The sequence below is a fragment of the Pseudomonas sp. 3MAES_34.3B genome (assembly GCF_058145875.1).
In genome coordinates, this window is record NZ_CM176960.1 from 3,697,301 (window position 1) to 3,712,752 (window position 15,452).

Annotated in this window: 19 protein-coding genes; 3 read left to right on the top strand and 16 right to left on the bottom strand. The window is 64.1% G+C overall.

Going from position 1 to position 15,452, the window contains the following annotated elements; translation table 11 throughout:
* Positions 1–9: 9 nt before the first annotated feature.
* Genes ccmI through ccmA form a run of 9 tightly spaced genes read right to left on the bottom strand, consistent with a single transcriptional unit; the run spans position 10 to position 6,856 of the window.
* Positions 10–1,203, bottom strand: a complete 1,194-nt coding sequence (gene ccmI / locus AC3Z8Y_RS16270) for a c-type cytochrome biogenesis protein CcmI (RefSeq protein WP_490086712.1) — start codon at positions 1,201–1,203, stop codon at positions 10–12.
* A complete protein-coding gene (locus tag AC3Z8Y_RS16275) occupies positions 1,196–1,657 on the bottom strand; it encodes a cytochrome c-type biogenesis protein (protein WP_490086713.1) in 462 nt (153 codons plus the stop codon). The genes ccmI and AC3Z8Y_RS16275 overlap by 8 nt, the downstream gene beginning before the upstream one ends.
* Positions 1,654–2,190, bottom strand: a complete 537-nt coding sequence (locus AC3Z8Y_RS16280) for a DsbE family thiol:disulfide interchange protein (protein WP_490086714.1) — start codon at positions 2,188–2,190, stop codon at positions 1,654–1,656. Before AC3Z8Y_RS16280 ends, AC3Z8Y_RS16275 begins: the two co-directional genes overlap by 4 nt.
* Positions 2,187–4,154, bottom strand: coding sequence for a heme lyase CcmF/NrfE family subunit (locus AC3Z8Y_RS16285; protein ID WP_490086715.1), 1,968 nt, complete (start codon positions 4,152–4,154; stop codon positions 2,187–2,189). The genes AC3Z8Y_RS16280 and AC3Z8Y_RS16285 overlap by 4 nt, the downstream gene beginning before the upstream one ends.
* Complete coding sequence (gene ccmE / locus AC3Z8Y_RS16290) at positions 4,151–4,594, bottom strand: cytochrome c maturation protein CcmE (protein ID WP_490086716.1); 444 nt, start codon at positions 4,592–4,594, stop codon at positions 4,151–4,153. Before ccmE ends, AC3Z8Y_RS16285 begins: the two co-directional genes overlap by 4 nt.
* Positions 4,591–4,767, bottom strand: a complete 177-nt coding sequence (ccmD, locus tag AC3Z8Y_RS16295; protein WP_490086717.1) for a heme exporter protein CcmD — start codon at positions 4,765–4,767, stop codon at positions 4,591–4,593. Before ccmD ends, ccmE begins: the two co-directional genes overlap by 4 nt.
* Complete coding sequence (locus AC3Z8Y_RS16300) at positions 4,764–5,525, bottom strand: heme ABC transporter permease (RefSeq protein ID WP_490086718.1); 762 nt, start codon at positions 5,523–5,525, stop codon at positions 4,764–4,766. Before AC3Z8Y_RS16300 ends, ccmD begins: the two co-directional genes overlap by 4 nt.
* A 24-nt stretch (positions 5,526–5,549) precedes the next feature.
* A complete protein-coding gene (gene ccmB, locus AC3Z8Y_RS16305) occupies positions 5,550–6,230 on the bottom strand; it encodes a heme exporter protein CcmB (protein WP_490086719.1) in 681 nt (226 codons plus the stop codon).
* A complete protein-coding gene (gene ccmA / locus AC3Z8Y_RS16310) occupies positions 6,227–6,856 on the bottom strand; it encodes a cytochrome c biogenesis heme-transporting ATPase CcmA (RefSeq protein ID WP_490086720.1) in 630 nt (209 codons plus the stop codon). Before ccmA ends, ccmB begins: the two co-directional genes overlap by 4 nt.
* Positions 6,857–7,036: 180 nt before the next feature.
* Between ccmA and fliK the strand changes: the two genes are divergently transcribed.
* The 3 genes from fliK (at position 7,037) to AC3Z8Y_RS16325 (ending at position 9,690) form a co-directional block, all read left to right on the top strand.
* Positions 7,037–8,608: a flagellar hook-length control protein FliK gene (fliK, locus tag AC3Z8Y_RS16315; protein ID WP_490086721.1), complete on the top strand. Its 1,572-nt coding sequence runs from the start codon at positions 7,037–7,039 to the stop codon at positions 8,606–8,608.
* Positions 8,605–8,937: an EscU/YscU/HrcU family type III secretion system export apparatus switch protein gene (locus AC3Z8Y_RS16320; protein WP_490086722.1), complete on the top strand. Its 333-nt coding sequence runs from the start codon at positions 8,605–8,607 to the stop codon at positions 8,935–8,937. The genes fliK and AC3Z8Y_RS16320 overlap by 4 nt, the downstream gene beginning before the upstream one ends.
* Before the next feature lie 93 nt (positions 8,938–9,030).
* A complete protein-coding gene (locus tag AC3Z8Y_RS16325; protein WP_490086723.1) occupies positions 9,031–9,690 on the top strand; it encodes an RHS repeat-associated core domain-containing protein in 660 nt (219 codons plus the stop codon).
* A 161-nt stretch (positions 9,691–9,851) separates the two neighbouring features.
* On the opposite strand, the gene AC3Z8Y_RS16330 is transcribed toward AC3Z8Y_RS16325, so the two are convergent.
* The 7 genes from AC3Z8Y_RS16330 to AC3Z8Y_RS16360 form a co-directional block, all read right to left on the bottom strand.
* Positions 9,852–10,241 (bottom strand): DUF2802 domain-containing protein, encoded by a 390-nt coding sequence (locus AC3Z8Y_RS16330; protein ID WP_490086724.1) that lies wholly within the window; start codon positions 10,239–10,241, stop codon positions 9,852–9,854.
* A gap of 1 nt (position 10,242) precedes the next feature.
* Positions 10,243–10,722 carry a chemotaxis protein CheW gene (locus AC3Z8Y_RS16335; protein ID WP_181112947.1) on the bottom strand — a complete coding sequence of 160 codons (480 nt, stop codon included), beginning with the start codon at positions 10,720–10,722 and terminating at the stop codon, positions 10,243–10,245.
* A gap of 64 nt (positions 10,723–10,786) precedes the next feature.
* Positions 10,787–11,848, bottom strand: coding sequence for a CheW domain-containing protein (locus AC3Z8Y_RS16340; RefSeq protein ID WP_490086725.1), 1,062 nt, complete (start codon positions 11,846–11,848; stop codon positions 10,787–10,789).
* 1 nt (position 11,849) lies between these two features.
* Positions 11,850–12,638, bottom strand: a complete 789-nt coding sequence (locus tag AC3Z8Y_RS16345; protein ID WP_490086726.1) for a ParA family protein — start codon at positions 12,636–12,638, stop codon at positions 11,850–11,852.
* Between the two features lie 23 nt (positions 12,639–12,661).
* Complete coding sequence (motD, locus tag AC3Z8Y_RS16350) at positions 12,662–13,543, bottom strand: flagellar motor protein MotD (protein WP_490086727.1); 882 nt, start codon at positions 13,541–13,543, stop codon at positions 12,662–12,664.
* A gap of 3 nt (positions 13,544–13,546) precedes the next feature.
* Positions 13,547–14,287, bottom strand: coding sequence for a flagellar motor protein (locus AC3Z8Y_RS16355; protein WP_490086728.1), 741 nt, complete (start codon positions 14,285–14,287; stop codon positions 13,547–13,549).
* Entirely contained in the window at positions 14,287–15,417 is a 1,131-nt protein-coding gene (locus AC3Z8Y_RS16360; RefSeq protein WP_490086729.1) for a protein-glutamate methylesterase/protein-glutamine glutaminase, read from the bottom strand. Before AC3Z8Y_RS16360 ends, AC3Z8Y_RS16355 begins: the two co-directional genes overlap by 1 nt.
* Between the last annotated feature and the right edge of the window lie 35 nt (positions 15,418–15,452).

Sequence of the window (15,452 nt, forward strand, 5' to 3'; positions counted from 1 at the left end):
GGGGCATGCTTAGTGTTCCGGGCTATCGATGGTGAGTACATAATCGGCCGAGCCGCCACCAGCGGTAATGCCGGTACCGGTCCACTCGCCGCGAGTGGGCTGGCCAGAGCGGCTGATGCGTGCCATCACGTTGACCTCGCCGAAGGCCGAGAGTTTCAGCGCCGGCTGCATGGCGTCGGCGTCGCTCAGGGTGATGTTCACGGGAAGGTCCGCGACCCGCAGGCGCTTTACCGCCAGCGGAATGGGCGGCCCGCTTACCGCGCGCGCGAACACGAACACGGCATCTTGTGGGCTTACCTGTGCCGCCAGCGCGGGCGCCAGGCGCACTTGCACCCGCAGGGCCCGCCCTGATACCTCGCTACCCCCCTCCTCTCGCAGCGCTTGGCGCGCGCGGTCTATACCGGTTTGCAGCGCAGCCCGGGCGGGGTCGTTCGGCGCGAGGCCGGCCTGCAAACGCTGCCAATAGCTGACGGCGGCCGCCCAGTGCTTGCCCTCGAACGCTGCAATCCCCAGCAAGCCCAGGCTGGTGCTTTCGTTAGGGTTGCCACGCAGCGCCTCATCCACCAAGGCCTGGATCTCTCCCGACCATTGCCGGCCTGCCGCAAAATACATCGCTTGCGCCCACTGGCCCAGTAGCTCCGGTGGCCTTCCTGCCAACTGCGCGGCACGCTGGAGCAGCGGCACCGCCTCGCCGGCGCGGTTCTGCGACAGGTAGGTGCGGGCCAGCAGGTACAGCGCATCGGGGGCGTCGGGCTGGGCTTCGACGGTGCGCTCCAGGCGCGATAGCATCTCTGCGGGGGAGCTTGCCGGCGTAGCCATCTCGCGGCTGAGGCTCAACCGGTCCAGGGCGCCCACGTTCAGGTACAGCACCAGCGCAGCGATCGGTACCAGCACCATGACCGTGAGGGTGACGCGTCGCCCCTTGGCGGCCGCCAAAGGCGCCTCGGTATCGGTGCCCGCCTCGGCATCCACATCCTCAAGCAACGCCATGCCCGCTTCGGCCTTGGCCGCTTCCCATCCCGGCGTATCCAGCCGCCCCGCCTTGTATTCCTCTTCCAGCAACGCCAAACGTTCTTCGTACACCGCCACGTTAACGGCGCGCCTCGGCCGTGCCGTGTAACCCCGGGCAGACAACAGGGGCCAGGCCAGCAAGGCACAAGCAATCAGCAGCAGGGCAATGGCCGCCGCCCAGAAATCAATCATCGTCGGTGCTCTTGAGCAAGGTGGCGAGGCGTGCCTGATCCGCCTCGTCCAGGGTGGCGGGCAACTCTGCGGTGTGGCGTCGACGCAGCAGCGCCCAACCTACGCCAAGCCCGATCAGCAGCAGAAGGCCGGGGCCCAGCCACAGCAGCCAGGTACGGGCCTCGAACGCGGGCTTGTAGCGTACGAATTCGCCGTAACGATCGACCAGGTACGCGATCACCTGCTCGTCCGTCTTGCCTTCCACCATCAAGCGATGGATTTCCCGCCGCAGGTCCGCCGCGATGGGGGCGTTGGAATCGGCAAGGTCCTGGTTCTGGCATTTGGGGCAGCGCAGCTCGCGGGTAAGCGCAGCGAAGCGCTCGCGCTGGCCGTCGCTATCAAAGCCATAGGTGTCGATGGCGGCGTTGGCAATGCTCGCGAACGCCAGTGCCAGTATCAGCAACATGCCCTTCATGGCCGCCCCTCTTCGCGCAACGCCTGGTAGCGCGGTGCGATTTCGTCGCGCCATACCTCGTCACTCACAATGCCCACATGCTTGTAACGAATCACACCCTGGGCGTCGATAAGGAAGGTTTCCGGCGCGCCGTATACGCCCAGGTCCAGGCCGAGGGTGCCTTGGGGGTCGCTCACGTTTACCCGATAGGGGTTGTGCAGTTGGCGCAGCCAACGATTCGCCGCGGCGGTGTCGTCCTTGTAGTTGATGCCATGAATGATCACGCCCTGCTCTGCCAGCCGAGCCAGGGTGGGGTGTTCGTCGCGGCATGCGACGCACCAGGTGCCCCACACATTCACCAGCGCCGGCTGGCCCAGCAGCGCATTACGGCTCAGCGGCCGGCCATCCTCCAACGCTGGCAGATCGAACGCCGGGAACGGCTTGCCGATCAGCGCCGACGGCAGCTCGGAAGGGTCCAGGTACAGGCCGCGATACAGCACCACGGCCAGGCCGATGAACAGCAGCAACGGCACCGCCAGCCATGCGCGCTTCATGAGGCGGCCTCCAGTTCGGCGCCAGCGCGGGCGCGCTGGCGCAACCGCGCCCGGTATCGAGGGTCCAGTGCGGCCAGTGCTCCACCCAGGGCGGTCAGCAGCCCGCCCAGCCAGATCCAGCGCACGAAGGGCTTCACCTGCAAGCGCACCGCCCAGGCGCCATCGGGCAGCGGCTCGCCGAGTGCTACATAAAGGTCCGCGAACAGGCCGGCGTCTATGCCCGCCTCGGTCATTACCGAGCCTTGGGCGGTGTAAAGGCGCTTTTCCGGATGCAATACGCTCTCGGTGTGCCCGTTGCGGCTGACTTCAATGATCGCCCGGTCCCCCTTGTAATTGGGCCCGTGCATGGTTTGCGTGCCCCGGAAGATGAACGTGTAGCCGCCCACTTCGGCGCTGTCGTTGGGCGCCATGCGCAGGTCCCGCGCGGCATCGAGCTGGGCGGAGAACACCACGCCGAGGGCCGCCACCGCCAAGCCCAGGTGTGACAGCTGCATGCCCCAGTAGCTGCGGCGCAGTTTCAATACACCCGCCAGGCCTTGGTGGCGCAGCTTGTCGGCCAGGTCACGCACACCGGCCAGTACCACCCAGGCGGCCAGGCCGGTGACCGCGAGCAAAGGCCAGCGGTCCAACCCAGCGAACAACCCCAGCCCTACACACAGGGCCACCGCCGCCAGCAGCACGGGCGTGAGCAGGCGGGCCAGCCAGGCGCCGGGCGTGCTTTTCCAGCGCATGGCCACCCCAACGCCCATCGTTGCCAGCAGCACGCCCATGATCGGCACGAACAGCGCATTGAAATACGGCGGCCCCACCGACAACCGCGCGCCCGTCACGGCATCCAGCAGCAAGGGATAGAGCGTGCCCAGCAGAATGGTCGCGGCCGCAACCACCAGCAGCAGGTTGTTGGCCAGCAGGAGTGTTTCCCGTGAAGCCCAGGCGAAGCGGGCATGGCTGCGCACCACCGGCGCGCGCACGGCGAAAAGCGCCAGCGAGCCACCGGTGACCAGCAGCAGGAACATCAGGATGAATACGCCCCGAGTAGGGTCCGAAGCGAATGCGTGCACGGAGGTGAGCACCCCTGAGCGCACCAGGAAGGTCCCCAGCAGGCTGAGGGAAAACGCAGCGATTGCCAGCAGCACGGTCCAGCTTTTGAATACGCCGCGTTGCTCGGTCGCGGCCAGCGAGTGGATCAGTGCCGTGCCCACTAGCCAAGGCATGAAGGAGGCGTTTTCGACCGGGTCCCAGAACCACCAGCCGCCCCAGCCCAGCTCGTAATAAGCCCACCACGAGCCCAGGCTGATACCAGCGCCCAGGAAGCTCCACGCCACCAGGGTCCACGGCCGGGACCAGCGCGCCCAGGCGGCGTCCAGCTGCCCGCCCAGGAGCGCTGCGATGGCAAAGGCGAAGGCCACCGAGAAGCCCACGTAGCCCATGTACAACATGGGCGGGTGAACGATCAGCCCGAAGTCTTGCAGCAAGGGGTTGAGGTCCCGGCCTTCCAGCGGTACTTGGGGAAGAATGCGCACGAAGGGATTGGACGTGGCTACCAGAAACAGCAGGAAGCCGCTGCTAATCAGCCCCATTACGCCAAGCACCCGAGCAAGCATGGCCGTGGGCAGTTGCCGCGAGAACAGCGCAACGGCGAAGGTCCACCCGCCGAGGATCAACGCCCACAGCAGCAGCGAGCCTTCATGGGCGCCCCAAACCGCGCTGAACTTGTAGTACCAGGGCAGCGCGGTGTTGGAGTTCTCCGCCACGTAGGCGACGGAAAAATCGTTGTGGAGAAAGGCGTGGGCCAGGCAGCCGAAAGCGAACAACAAGAAGGCGAATTGACCACAGGCGGCCGGGCGCGCCACCGCCATCCACACCGGCACGTTGCGCCAGGCGCCCAACAGGGGTAACACCGCCTGGGCCAACGCGAGGCACAGCGCCAAGGCGAGGGCCAACTGGCCCAGTTCAGGAATCATGGGGTAGCTCCCAGGCGGCCGCTGTCTTTCAAGGCTTTGTTCACTTCGGGGGGCATGTACTTTTCGTCGTGCTTGGCCAGCACTTCATCGGCCTGCACTACTCCTTGAGGGTCCACGACCCCCAAGGCGACGATCCCCTGCCCTTCGCGGAAAAGGTCAGGCAGGATGCCGCGGTAATGGATGGTCACCGAGCGGTTGAAGTCCGTGACCACGAAGCTTACGTCCAGGCTGTCGGCGCTGCGCGCCAGCGACCCGCGCTCTACCATGCCGCCGGCGCGGATGCGCTGCCCTGGCGGTGCTTCGCCACTGGCGATTTGTGTGGGGGTGTAGAACAGGTTGATGTTCTGTTGCAAGGCACTGAGCGCCAGCGCCGAGGCAATGCCAACACCTGCCAGCAAGGCGAGCACAATCAACAGGCGCTTCTTGCGAATGGCGTTCATGGTCCGCTGCTCCGGCGGGCACGCCGGGCCTCGCTGGCCAGCAAGCGGCGGCGAGCGAGTGCCGGCGCGGCCAGGTTCCAGCCCAGCACGGCGAAGCAGCACGCATAGGCGCTCCACACGTACAGGCCATGCCGGCCCATCGCTAGAAAGTCACCCAGGCTGGCGAAGCTCATGGTGTTCTCCTCGAATCAAGGGCCATCCGCAACGCGGCCTGGGCCCATTGGCTACGCCCTTCGCGGCGCAGCAGCTCGGTGCGCATGCGCATCAGCAGCACGCAGCCGAAAAACAGGTAAAACCCTGGCGCCGTCAGCGCCAGCGGCAGCCACATCTCGGCAGGCATGGCCGGTTTGGCGGTAAGCGTAAAGGTGGCCCCTTGATGGAGGGTGCTCCACCACACCACCGAATACTTGATGATCGGCACGTTTACCACCCCCACGATCGCCAGGATCGCGCAGGCCTTGGCGGCACTGTCACGGTTGCTGATGGCCTGGCCCAGGGCGATCACCCCGGCATACAGGAACAGCAGAATCAGCATGGAGGTAAGGCGCGCATCCCACACCCACCAGGCGCCCCAGGTGGGCTTGCCCCAGATGGCGCCGGTAATCAGCGCCAGCGCGGTCATGGACGCCCCGATCGGCGCAGCGCAATGCAGGGCAATGTCGGCCAGCTTGATCTTCCATACCAGAGAAATCACGCCGGCAACGGCAAGCAACACGTAGCAACTCTGCGCCAGCATGGCAGCCGGAACGTGAATATATAGGATGCGCACGCTATCACCCTGCTGGTAGTCCGGCGGCGCGAACGCCAGGCCCCATACCACGCCCACCGCCAGCAGCAAGGCAGCAACAGCGCCGAGCCAAGGCACCAGGCGCCCGGCCAGCGCGTAAAATCGGGGCGGCGACGCCAGCCGATGAAACCATGCCCAGCTCATACGCTGTTCATTTCCCATAGGTAGTCATTCATTAAGGCTGATCCGCAGGCCGGCGACAATCGCCCACGGGGCCAAGGTTATGGTGAGGACCGCAAGGCTGCCGAGCCACAGCACAAAGCCCGCCACCGGAAGGCCCTGCAAGGCGGCGCGCAGGGCGCCGCTGCCCAGGATCAGCACCGGGATATACAAAGGCAACACCAGCACAGCCAGCAATAACCCGCCCCGCCTCAACCCTACGGTCAGCGCCGCCCCGATCGCGCCCAGCAATGTAAGCACGGGCGTGCCCAGCGCCAAGGTAACCATCAGCACAGGCAGGCTGCTGGCGGGCAGGCTGAGCATCAGGCCCAGCACCGGCGCCAGTACGCACAACGCCAACCCGGACAGCAGCCAATGGGCCACCACCTTTGCCAATACGGGTAACAGCATGCCGTGCTTGCTCAGCGCCCACTGTTCCATGGACCCGTCTTCGAAATCCTCCCGGAACAGGCTGTCCAGCGACAACAACACTGCCAGCACCGCCGCCACCCATACCAGCCCCGGCGCGATCTGCCGTAGCAAGCCCGGGTCTGCGCCAATGGCAAGCGGAAACAGAGTGGCTACCACGGCGAAGAACACCAAAGGGTTGGCCAATGCGGCGGGCCGGCGGGCCAGCAGCAGGCCTTCGCGGCGCAGCAGTTGGGTGAAGGTGGCGAGGCTACCGCTCATGCCGCTTCACCGAGGTGAAGTTCACGGTAGCCAGCCGGCCGCTTGCCCAGCGCGTGATGAGTAGTGAGGATTACCACTCCACCCTGCGCGCAGTGCTCGGCCAGGTGTATTTCAAGCGAGGTGACCGAAGCCGAGTCCAGCGCCGTGAAGGGTTCGTCCAGCAACCACAGGGGCGGCGGGTTCAGGTAAAGCCGCGCCAGCGCCACGCGCCGCAGCTGCCCGGCGGACAACCGCTGGCAGGGCTGGTCCTCGTAACCCCGCAGGCCCACCCTGACCAAGGCATCATCAATAGCGACAAGGGGAGCCGGCACGCCCAGCGCGCACAGCCAGGCGAGGTTTTCCTGCGGGGTAAGGCTCAGCTTGAGCGCGGGCGCATGGCCCAGCCAGAGCAAGCTGCCGGCCAGCTGGCGAGCAGCGCCTGGCAACCCTTGACCATTGAAACGCACCTCGCCGGCGGTGGGCGCCATCAGCCCGCTGAGCATGCGCAACAGGGAGGTTTTGCCCGCGCCGTTGGGCCCACCGACCTTGAGCATCTCGCCGCCGCGCACACTCAGGCTCAGCCCTTCGAAGAGCTGCCGCCCGTCTCGTTCGCAGGCCAATGCGATGCCTTCCAGATGAACCGTCACAGTGAACCTTGTAGGCGCCCTGGCGCGTCGCGGTTCAAGTCCACGCGGGCCGGGCCGATAGAAATAAGCAACGAAGACCGTACGGTCGCTGCCTGGGCAGCGGGCGATTATACACAGAGGTGGCCAGCTCCGGCTTGCCGCCTGCTGTCAGGCTGCGACACTTTTCTGGCCCGCTAAACCATGACGAACGAAATCAGCGCCGTTGCCGCGGCTGCCAACCTGGCGGCCACTTCCCGGTCGGCGGCCATCAGCGGCGAGCTGCTCAAGCTGCTGCAATCGGTGGACGGCCTGCTCGAGCCCGGGCAAACCGCGAAGGCGGAGGTGCTGTCGATCAAGCAACTGCCTGGGGATTTTCAGCTGCTGCTCAAGCTCACCCTGGACAGCGGCCGTCAAGCTACCGTGCAAGTGGGCGCCACGCAGCCGCTCGCCATCGGCACGCCGCTGCTGGTGACCCGCATGCTGTCCGAACAACTGTCGGTAAGCCTGGCCGGCGCGCCGCGTACGGGCCTTACCGAGCTGGACACCAGCCGCCTGCCCGTGGGCACGCTGCTGCAGGGCAAAGTGGTCACGTCATTGCCGGTTGCCGGTAACGACGGCCCTCCGGTGTACCGGGCCATGGTCACGTTGCTCAACAGCGCCCTGGCCGGGCAAACCCTTACCATCGAAAGCCCGCAGCCGCTGCGCATCGGCAGCCTGCTGAGCGCGCAGGTGCAAGGCAGCCAGGCCTTGAGCGTGGTGCAGCTGGGCGGGCGCCTGGATGAACTGGCCGTTGCTCAGCAAATCGGTACCCAAAGCAGCCGCCAGGCGTCACTGCAAAGCCTGCTGGGGGTGATCCAGGCCAGCCAGAGCCAGAACAGCCTGCCGCCTGAAGTGCGCGCCAGTGCCAGCGCGTTGTTAGCGGCGGTGCCCGACATGGCCGACCTGCAAACCCCGGATGCACTGGCCAAAGCCTTTAATAACAGCGGCCTGTTCCTTGAATCCGGTTTGCTTACCGGCAGCCTGGAAGCCCCCGAGGTGGACCTGAAAGGCGCCCTGCTGCGGCTGGTGGCGCAGATCCTGCCCAACCTGCCGGGCAACCAGCCACCGAACCCTGCAACCCTGGCCACCATGGCCCAGGCCGCGCCCGGGTTCCTTCGCAATGCCTTGGGCATTCTCGGCCAGGTGGGGCCACGCTCACAGGAGGCACCAGGCTTCCCTCTGGCCAGCCGCACCCTGCAAAAAGGCGAGGACGAAGACGACCTGCACTCCCTGCTACGCCTAGCCTCGGCCGCGCTGTCACGGGTGCAGACACACCAGCTGGCCAGCCTTGAGCAAGCCAGCACCGGGCCGCACGGCCTGGCGCAACATAGCTGGCAACTGGAAATCCCGATGCGCGCCTTTAACGACATCGTGCCGATGCAGGTGCGCGTGCAGGCCCAGGATGAACCCAACGACAAGGAGCGCGAGCTGGAGCGCGACGCGGAAGGCAATCCACTGCCGCTGCGCAAAGTATGGCGCCTGGACCTTGCCTTCGACCTGCCCCGGCTGGGCCCGCTGCATGTGCAGGCGCAGCTTTTCAACAGCAACCTTTCCAGCCAGGTATGGGCCGAAAACCCCGCCACCGTGAACGTGGTCCAGCGTGAACTGCCCTGGTTCCGGGAGCGGCTGATGAGCGCCGGCCTGACCGTCGGCGAGCTGGATTGCCACACCGGTCGCCCACCTCAGGGCAACCGCACTCGCCTCGAACAACGCTGGGTGGATGAAACCGCATGAGCAACCGCTTCCAACGCCAGGCCATCGCCCTCAGCTACGACGGCATCCAGGCCCCTACCCTGTCCGGCAAGGGCGACGACGAGCTGGCCGACGCCATCATCGCCATCGCCAAGGCGCACGAAGTGCCCATCTACGAAAACGCCGAGCTGGTGAAGATGCTCGGGCAACTGGAACTGGGCGACAGCATTCCAAAGGAGCTGTACCTCACCATCGCCGAGATTATTGCCTTTGCCTGGTACTTGCAGGGCAAAGTGCCGGTGGGGGTGGATATAAGCCCGGGGCCGAGGGAAAGGGATGTAACGCCGGTCACGTATCGAAACCCGGGCTAGCGCAAAATCGCGAGAAGGCAACCTGACAGATCTGCCAGTTATCCGTTATGTAAAAAAAGTGCTTACTGGAACTACGGTACTCAGGAGCATTTTATGAACACGCTTTTATCACGTTCCACCAACGCCTACACCCATTTAGCCTGCGATCGTAATCGCAGCGTTCTCGGTAATAGTGGCCTACAACGCGCTTATACACCTTTCGGCCATGTGCCGCCTGGCGGTGCCGCGCTGGCGTTCAATGGCGAACGGCCAGAGCGCGCAGCCGGCCGTTATGTTCTGGGGCAGGGCTATCGGGCTTACTCCCCTGCCCTCATGCGGTTCGAGCGCTCCGACAACGCCAGCCCCTTTGGCAAGGGCGGCATCAACAGTTATGCCTATTGCGGTGCCGAGCCTATTAACCACACGGATCCCAGCGGGCATAGCGTAATGTTCGGTGTTACCGGAATTTTGGCAGGTGCAATTCTTATGGCATGGGGGGGTATAGAACGCGCTAACGGCAACGAGTCAAAATCCAACGTCTTGCTGGGTATTGGTGGTGGGATCATGGCGTTGAGTATTTTTGGAACGGCGGTTGGATCGATTCAGGCTGGACGGGCAAGTCGATCAACGGCCTCCCGTCAAGTTCAAATTGAACTTACCGACCTTGCTAGCCCCAGTCGCCCTGATGTGACGAGGCGCATGAGAAAAGACTTGAAGAAATACGAAATAAAAGCGGCCAAACAACGCAAGATCCGGCAAGCGCAAGGCCATTGACCCTCTACACTGACGGCCTCAAAACTTTAGCAAGCGTGACTTGCGAGCAACCGTAACGCGCTTAAGCCCACAGTGGTCGTCACGTCAGGCGAGGTCAATCGAGGCATGTCTTTATAAGCAATTCGATTCGTAAGCTTCGCTAGCTTTACTAAAAGTCACACCTACCCATGCAACTTCTTCATCAACTCCGCCTCGGCCTGTGTCAACCCACAGGCCTGGGTGAGTTCGTCGATACTGGCCCCCATGTGCACCAGCTTCGCCGCCTGCGCAAAGGAAAGGCTGTCCGGGTCACGTTGTTCCAGTTGCAAAAGTTTGTCCGGCAGCGGGGCAACCACGGCGCGTAACTCATGGATGGCTTCACCCATGCGTACGGTGCCGTTCTGGTAGTCGTCCAGGCGCTTGGCCAGTTCGCGGATGCGCTGGTCCCGCAGGGCATCGCCCGCGGCTTGTTCGGCCGCGATGCGTTGCTGGTTGCGCGAATACGAGAGGAACATCGCCACCGAACCGGCCCAGAGGATGGCCAGTACGATGACGGCGGCTTCGAGAATCAACTCAGATGTTCTCCAGGTCCGACCACTCTTCTTCAGACATCATCTTGTCGAGTTCGACCAGAATGAGCAGCTCGCCGTTCTTGTTGCACACGCCCTGGATGAACTTGGCGGATTCTTCGTTACCCACGTTCGGCGCGGTTTCCACCTCGGATTGGCGCAGGTAGACCACTTCAGCCACGCTGTCGACCAGGATCCCAACTACCTGCTTGTCCGCTTCGATGATCACGATACGGGTGTTGTCGGTCACGTCGCTGGAGGCCAGGCCGAAGCGCTGGCGAGTGTCGATCACCGTGACCACGTTACCGCGCAGGTTGATGATCCCGAGCACGTACGCCGGCGCCCCAGGTACAGGCGCGATCTCGGTGTAGCGCAGCACTTCCTGCACTTGCATCACGTTGATGCCATAGGTTTCGTTATCAAGGCGGAAGGTGACCCATTGCAGGATCGGATCCTCTGAACCCTTGCCGGACGTTTTGCTCATACCCTACCCCTCGTTCCCGCAGTGCGGTCTGTTATGCATGCCCTAGGCCCACGGCCATAGGGCGTTATCGTTTACGGCCCCGGGCAGCAGCGGCCCGTGCCTTTTCCTCGGCCGCGGCTTTGGCCCGGGCTTCGGCTTCTTGTCGTTTGACCGCGCCGCTGGCAATCATTTCAGCCAATTGCGCAACATCGAGCAACGCGCACATGTGTTCGATCACCGTACCCGCCAGCCAGGGCCGCTGCCCCCGCTGGGTACGCCACTTGATTTCTGCCGGATCGAGCCGTATCGAACGGCTCACCGAATGCACCGCCAGGCCCCATTCATAGCCCTGTACGGAAATCACATACTGCAAGCCCTGCTGGAAATCATCGCGGTAGCGGTCGGGCATGACCCAGCGGGCGGTATCCAGCACCTTGAGGTTGCCGTTGTTGCTCGGCAACAGCCCCAGGAACCATTCGGGCTGGCCGAACAGCGGGGTCAGTTCCTGGCCCGCCAATGGATAAATCGAACCCAGGCATACCAACGGCACGGCGAGCGTCAGCCCTGCCACGTCGAACAGCAGGCACTCGAATGTCTCGGCCGCCCAGGCAGGAAGCCCCTGCTCTACCGGCGTACCGGGGCCGCCGCCTTCACTGCGCAGGCTCACTTCGGGCGTAGCGATCGGCGGGGCTATGGCGGGCGCAACTGGCCCCACCGGAGCAGGCTCGATAACCGGCAGCGCCACCGGCACCTCGGGTAGCGCGACCGGCGCCAAGGCTTCGTCGATCACCTGCGGCGATACCTGAGGCACCAGCGAAGGGCCTACCCACAGGGTGGGTTCATCGAAACGCGCCAAGGGTTCGGCCGCAGGGCGAGCAATGGCGCGGCGCGGCTCGGCAGCCGGCAACACCGGGCGCGGTCGCGAATCGCGCACATGCTCTTCGAGTACAGCCGCTTCGAATTCGTCCAGGCTGGCTGGGTTATCCACAACGGCCGGCTCAGGTTGAACCAGCACAGCGATTGGCGCAGGTGTTGGCTGCGACTCAGGCTCGGCTTGCGGGTCCTCCGTTGCTTCCTGCAACAGGCCGTCAAGGTACGACTGCAAGGCCTGGCGCGGGCGACGTGGAATGTCGATAGGGCGGCTCATGTCAGGCCACCTGGGTCAGCAGTTGCTGGCCGAGCAGGTGCTTGAGCAGCGCTCGATACGCCACCACGCCGCGGCTTTTGGGATCGAAGCGGGACGGGGCCTGGCCGGCACGGCTGGCGTCGCGCAAGCGGGTATCCACAGGAATGTACCCTTCCCACACGCTGTCCTGCCAACGGTCACGCAATACTCGCAGGGTGCCCAGCGAGGCTTGGGTACGACGGTCGAACAGCGTGGGGACAATGCTGTAGGGCAATGGCTGCTTGCGCGAACGGTTGATCATGGTAAGCGTACTGACCATCCGCTCCAGGCCATTGACCGCCAAGTGTTCGGTTTGTACCGGAATCACCAGCTGCTGGCTGGCCGCCAATGCATTGACCATGAGCACGCCCAGCAAGGGCGGGCTGTCGATCAAGGCATAGTCGAAATCCTGCCAAAGCTGCGCAAGGGATTTGGCGATCACCAGGCCCAGGCCACTCTGGCCAGGGGATTGGCGCTCAAGCGTGGCCAAGGCAGTGCTGGACGGAAGCAACGAGATACGCTCATCAGTGGTCGGCAGCAGAAGTTGGCCGGGCAGGCCCTCGGGCACGTTGCCCTTGTGCAGGAACAGGTCGTAGCAGCTGTGCTCCTGGCCGTCCGGGTCATTGCCGAAATAGCTGGTCAGCGACCCGTGGGGGTCGAGATCGACAACCACCACGCGCTTGCCTGCATCGGACAACAGGCCGGCGAGCGCGACGGTGGTGGTGGTCTTGCCGACGCCACCTTTCTGATTGGCAATTGCCCAGACTCTCATGTGTACGGGTCCCGATAACTGGTTTACAACGTCGGCGACGGGGTTTTGACAGCTTGCCCCTTCACCGGCTGCATTGCCCCGGACGGTGCACTTTGTGTGCCAGCCCGCTTCAGTGCCGCATCTGGCGTAGCATTGGCGGTGCCAGAACCCGTGAGGCTACGGCGCACCTCAAGGTTTCTGGAGATCACCAACACCACCCGTCGATTGCGCGCGCGGCCGTCGGCCGTATCGTTGCCCGCGACGGGTTGATATTCACCATAGCCCACGGCGGCCATGCGGCCAGGGTCGATGCCGTCCATGGCCAGCATGCGTACGATGCTCGAGGCGCGGGCTGAAGACAGCTCCCAGTTAGTCGGGTATTGCGCGGTACGAATCGGCTGGTTGTCGGTAAAGCCTTCGACATGAACCGGGTTGGCGAACGGCTGAAGGATGCCAGCGACCTTTTCGACGATCGCGAAGGCACGGTCGCTGGGGATGGCGTCGCCGCTCCCAAACAACAGGCCGGACTTGAGCTCGATCTCGATCCACAGCTCGTTGCCGCGGACCGTCAACTGGTCAGCGGCGATCAGGTCGCCAAAGGCCGTGCGCACATCATCGGTGATGGTCTTTAGGGCATCGGACTCCCCCACCGCCGCGTCCGGCTCGTCGCTCTCGGTATTGAGCGGGGTAACCGGCTGCGTGGTACGCGGGCGCTCGTCACCAATGGGGATGGGCTTGAGGCTGCGCTGCTGCTCGTTGAATACCCCTACCAGGGCGTCGGAGAGCACTTTGTATTTGCCCTCGTTCACCGAAGAGATCGAGTACATCACCACGAAGAAGGCGAACAGCAGGGTGATGAAGTCCGCGTAGGACACCAGCCAGCGTTCGTGATTCTCGTGCTCTTCGGTAACCCGCCGACGACGCATCAATTACTCCATGAAGCCATGCAGCTTCAGTTCGATGGACCGGGGGTTTTCGCCTTCCGCGATCGAGAGCAGCCCCTCAAGGAGCATCTCCCGGTAGCGGGACTGGCGCTGAGCAAGCGCCTTGAGTTTATTGGCGACGGGCAGCAACACCAGGTTGGCTGACGCCACACCGTAGATAGTGGCTACGAAAGCAACTGCTATGCCACTTCCCAGCTGCGAGGGGTCGGCCAGGTTACCCATTACATGGATAAGCCCCATTACCGCGCCGATGATGCCGATGGTGGGCGCATAGCCACCCATGCATTCGTACACCTTGGCGGCGCGCACATCGCGGTTTTCCTGGGAGAGGAAATCAAGCTCCAGGATGCTGCGGATCGCTTCGGGTTCGGCGCCATCGACCAGCAATTGCAGGCCTTTGCGGGCATAGCTGTCCGGCTCGGTGTCGGCCACGCTTTCCAGGCCCAGCAGCCCTTCCTTGCGCGCGACCAGGCTCCAGCCCACTACCCGATCCACCCCGCCGGCGAGGTCGATACGCGGCGGGAAGAAAATCCACGGCAGTATTTGCAGTGCACGCTTGAACGCGCTGATGGGCGTTTGCAGCAGGGCTGCCGCCAAGGTTCCGCCGAGTACGATCAAGCCCGCCGGGCCGTTGAGCAGGGACGGCAAATGGCCGCCCTCCAGGAAGTTACCGCCCACAATGGCAACGAACGCGAGAATGATCCCGATAAGGCTCAGTACATCCATTACTGGCATGCCTCCGCCAGGTACCGACCCATGTCGTCCAGGCTGTATACCGCATCGGCAAGGCCGGCCTTCGCCACCGCCATGGGCATGCCATAGATCACGCAACTGGCTTCATCCTGCGCCCACACCTGGCTGCCGCTCTGCTTGAGCAGGCGCGCGCCTTCACGGCCGTCCGCGCCCATGCCGGTCAGCACCACGGCCAGCACCTTGTCACCGAAGGACTTGGCGGCCGAGCCGAAGGTGATATCCACGCAGGGTTTGTAATTCAGGCGCTCGTCGCCGGGCAGGATTTTCACCGTGCCACGGGCGTCCACCATCATCTGTTTGCCGCCCGGCGCCAGCAATGCCAAGCCTGGGCGCAACTGGTCGCCGTCTTCCGCTTCCTTCACGCTGATGCGGCAAAGCTTATCCAACCGCTCGGCAAAGGCGCGGGTGAACGCTGCGGGCATATGCTGGATAAGCACGATGGGCGACGGGAAATTGGCAGGGAGCTGAGTGAGCACTCGCTGCAGCGCAACCGGCCCCCCGGTGGAGGTGCCGATGGCCAGCAGCTTGTAGGCCTTGCGGCGAGGTGCGCCGCTGGTGGCCGGTGCGGCAGGCCGCGGCGGCGCAACCGGTGCAGGTGCCGCAGGCGCCGGGCGTGCCGGCGCGCGGCTGGTGAAAGGCTCGCGGGAAACAGGAGCGGGCGACGGCGCCGCAGCGGCGGCGGATGAGCCGGAACTGAAGCGGCGGTTGCTGCGAGCGATGGAATTGACCTTCTCGCACAGCAGCTGCCGGACTTTGTCCGGGTTCTTCGAGATGTCTTCGAAGTTCTTCGGCAGAAAGTCCACTGCGCCAGCATCCAGCGCATCCAGGGTTACCCGGGCGCCTTCATGGGTAAGCGAGGAGAACATCAATACCGGCGTGGGGCAACGCTGCATGATGTGACGGACCGCCGTGATGCCATCCATCATCGGCATTTCGTAATCCATGGTGATCACGTCAGGCTTGAGGGCGATGGCCTGGTCGATGGCTTCGCGGCCATTGCTGGCCGTGCCCACTACCTTGATGTTGCTGTCCTGCGAAAGGATTTCGGTAAGGCGGCGGCGGAAAAAACCGGAATCGTCCACCACCAGGACTGTGAGTGCCATAGTTACTCCATTACAGACCGCCGGCGTTCATGGCC

Coding starts and splice junctions, on each gene's coding strand:
- AC3Z8Y_RS16325 (WP_490086723.1), top strand. CDS start 9,031: ATGAACACGCTTTTATCACGTTCCACCAACGCCTACACCCATTTAGCC.
- ccmB (WP_490086719.1), bottom strand. CDS start 6,230: ATGAGCGGTAGCCTCGCCACCTTCACCCAACTGCTGCGCCGCGAAGGC.
- ccmE (WP_490086716.1), bottom strand. CDS start 4,594: ATGAACGCCATTCGCAAGAAGCGCCTGTTGATTGTGCTCGCCTTGCTG.
- AC3Z8Y_RS16360 (WP_490086729.1), bottom strand. CDS start 15,417: ATGGCACTCACAGTCCTGGTGGTGGACGATTCCGGTTTTTTCCGCCGC.
- ccmD (WP_490086717.1), bottom strand. CDS start 4,767: ATGAGCTTCGCCAGCCTGGGTGACTTTCTAGCGATGGGCCGGCATGGC.
- AC3Z8Y_RS16300 (WP_490086718.1), bottom strand. CDS start 5,525: ATGAGCTGGGCATGGTTTCATCGGCTGGCGTCGCCGCCCCGATTTTAC.
- ccmI (WP_490086712.1), bottom strand. CDS start 1,203: ATGATTGATTTCTGGGCGGCGGCCATTGCCCTGCTGCTGATTGCTTGT.
- AC3Z8Y_RS16355 (WP_490086728.1), bottom strand. CDS start 14,287: ATGGATGTACTGAGCCTTATCGGGATCATTCTCGCGTTCGTTGCCATT.
- AC3Z8Y_RS16340 (WP_490086725.1), bottom strand. CDS start 11,848: ATGAGCCGCCCTATCGACATTCCACGTCGCCCGCGCCAGGCCTTGCAG.
- AC3Z8Y_RS16285 (WP_490086715.1), bottom strand. CDS start 4,154: ATGATTCCTGAACTGGGCCAGTTGGCCCTCGCCTTGGCGCTGTGCCTC.
- AC3Z8Y_RS16320 (WP_490086722.1), top strand. CDS start 8,605: ATGAGCAACCGCTTCCAACGCCAGGCCATCGCCCTCAGCTACGACGGC.
- motD (WP_490086727.1), bottom strand. CDS start 13,543: ATGCGTCGTCGGCGGGTTACCGAAGAGCACGAGAATCACGAACGCTGG.
- fliK (WP_490086721.1), top strand. CDS start 7,037: ATGACGAACGAAATCAGCGCCGTTGCCGCGGCTGCCAACCTGGCGGCC.
- AC3Z8Y_RS16335 (WP_181112947.1), bottom strand. CDS start 10,722: ATGAGCAAAACGTCCGGCAAGGGTTCAGAGGATCCGATCCTGCAATGG.
- AC3Z8Y_RS16275 (WP_490086713.1), bottom strand. CDS start 1,657: ATGAAGGGCATGTTGCTGATACTGGCACTGGCGTTCGCGAGCATTGCC.
- AC3Z8Y_RS16280 (WP_490086714.1), bottom strand. CDS start 2,190: ATGAAGCGCGCATGGCTGGCGGTGCCGTTGCTGCTGTTCATCGGCCTG.
- AC3Z8Y_RS16345 (WP_490086726.1), bottom strand. CDS start 12,638: ATGAGAGTCTGGGCAATTGCCAATCAGAAAGGTGGCGTCGGCAAGACC.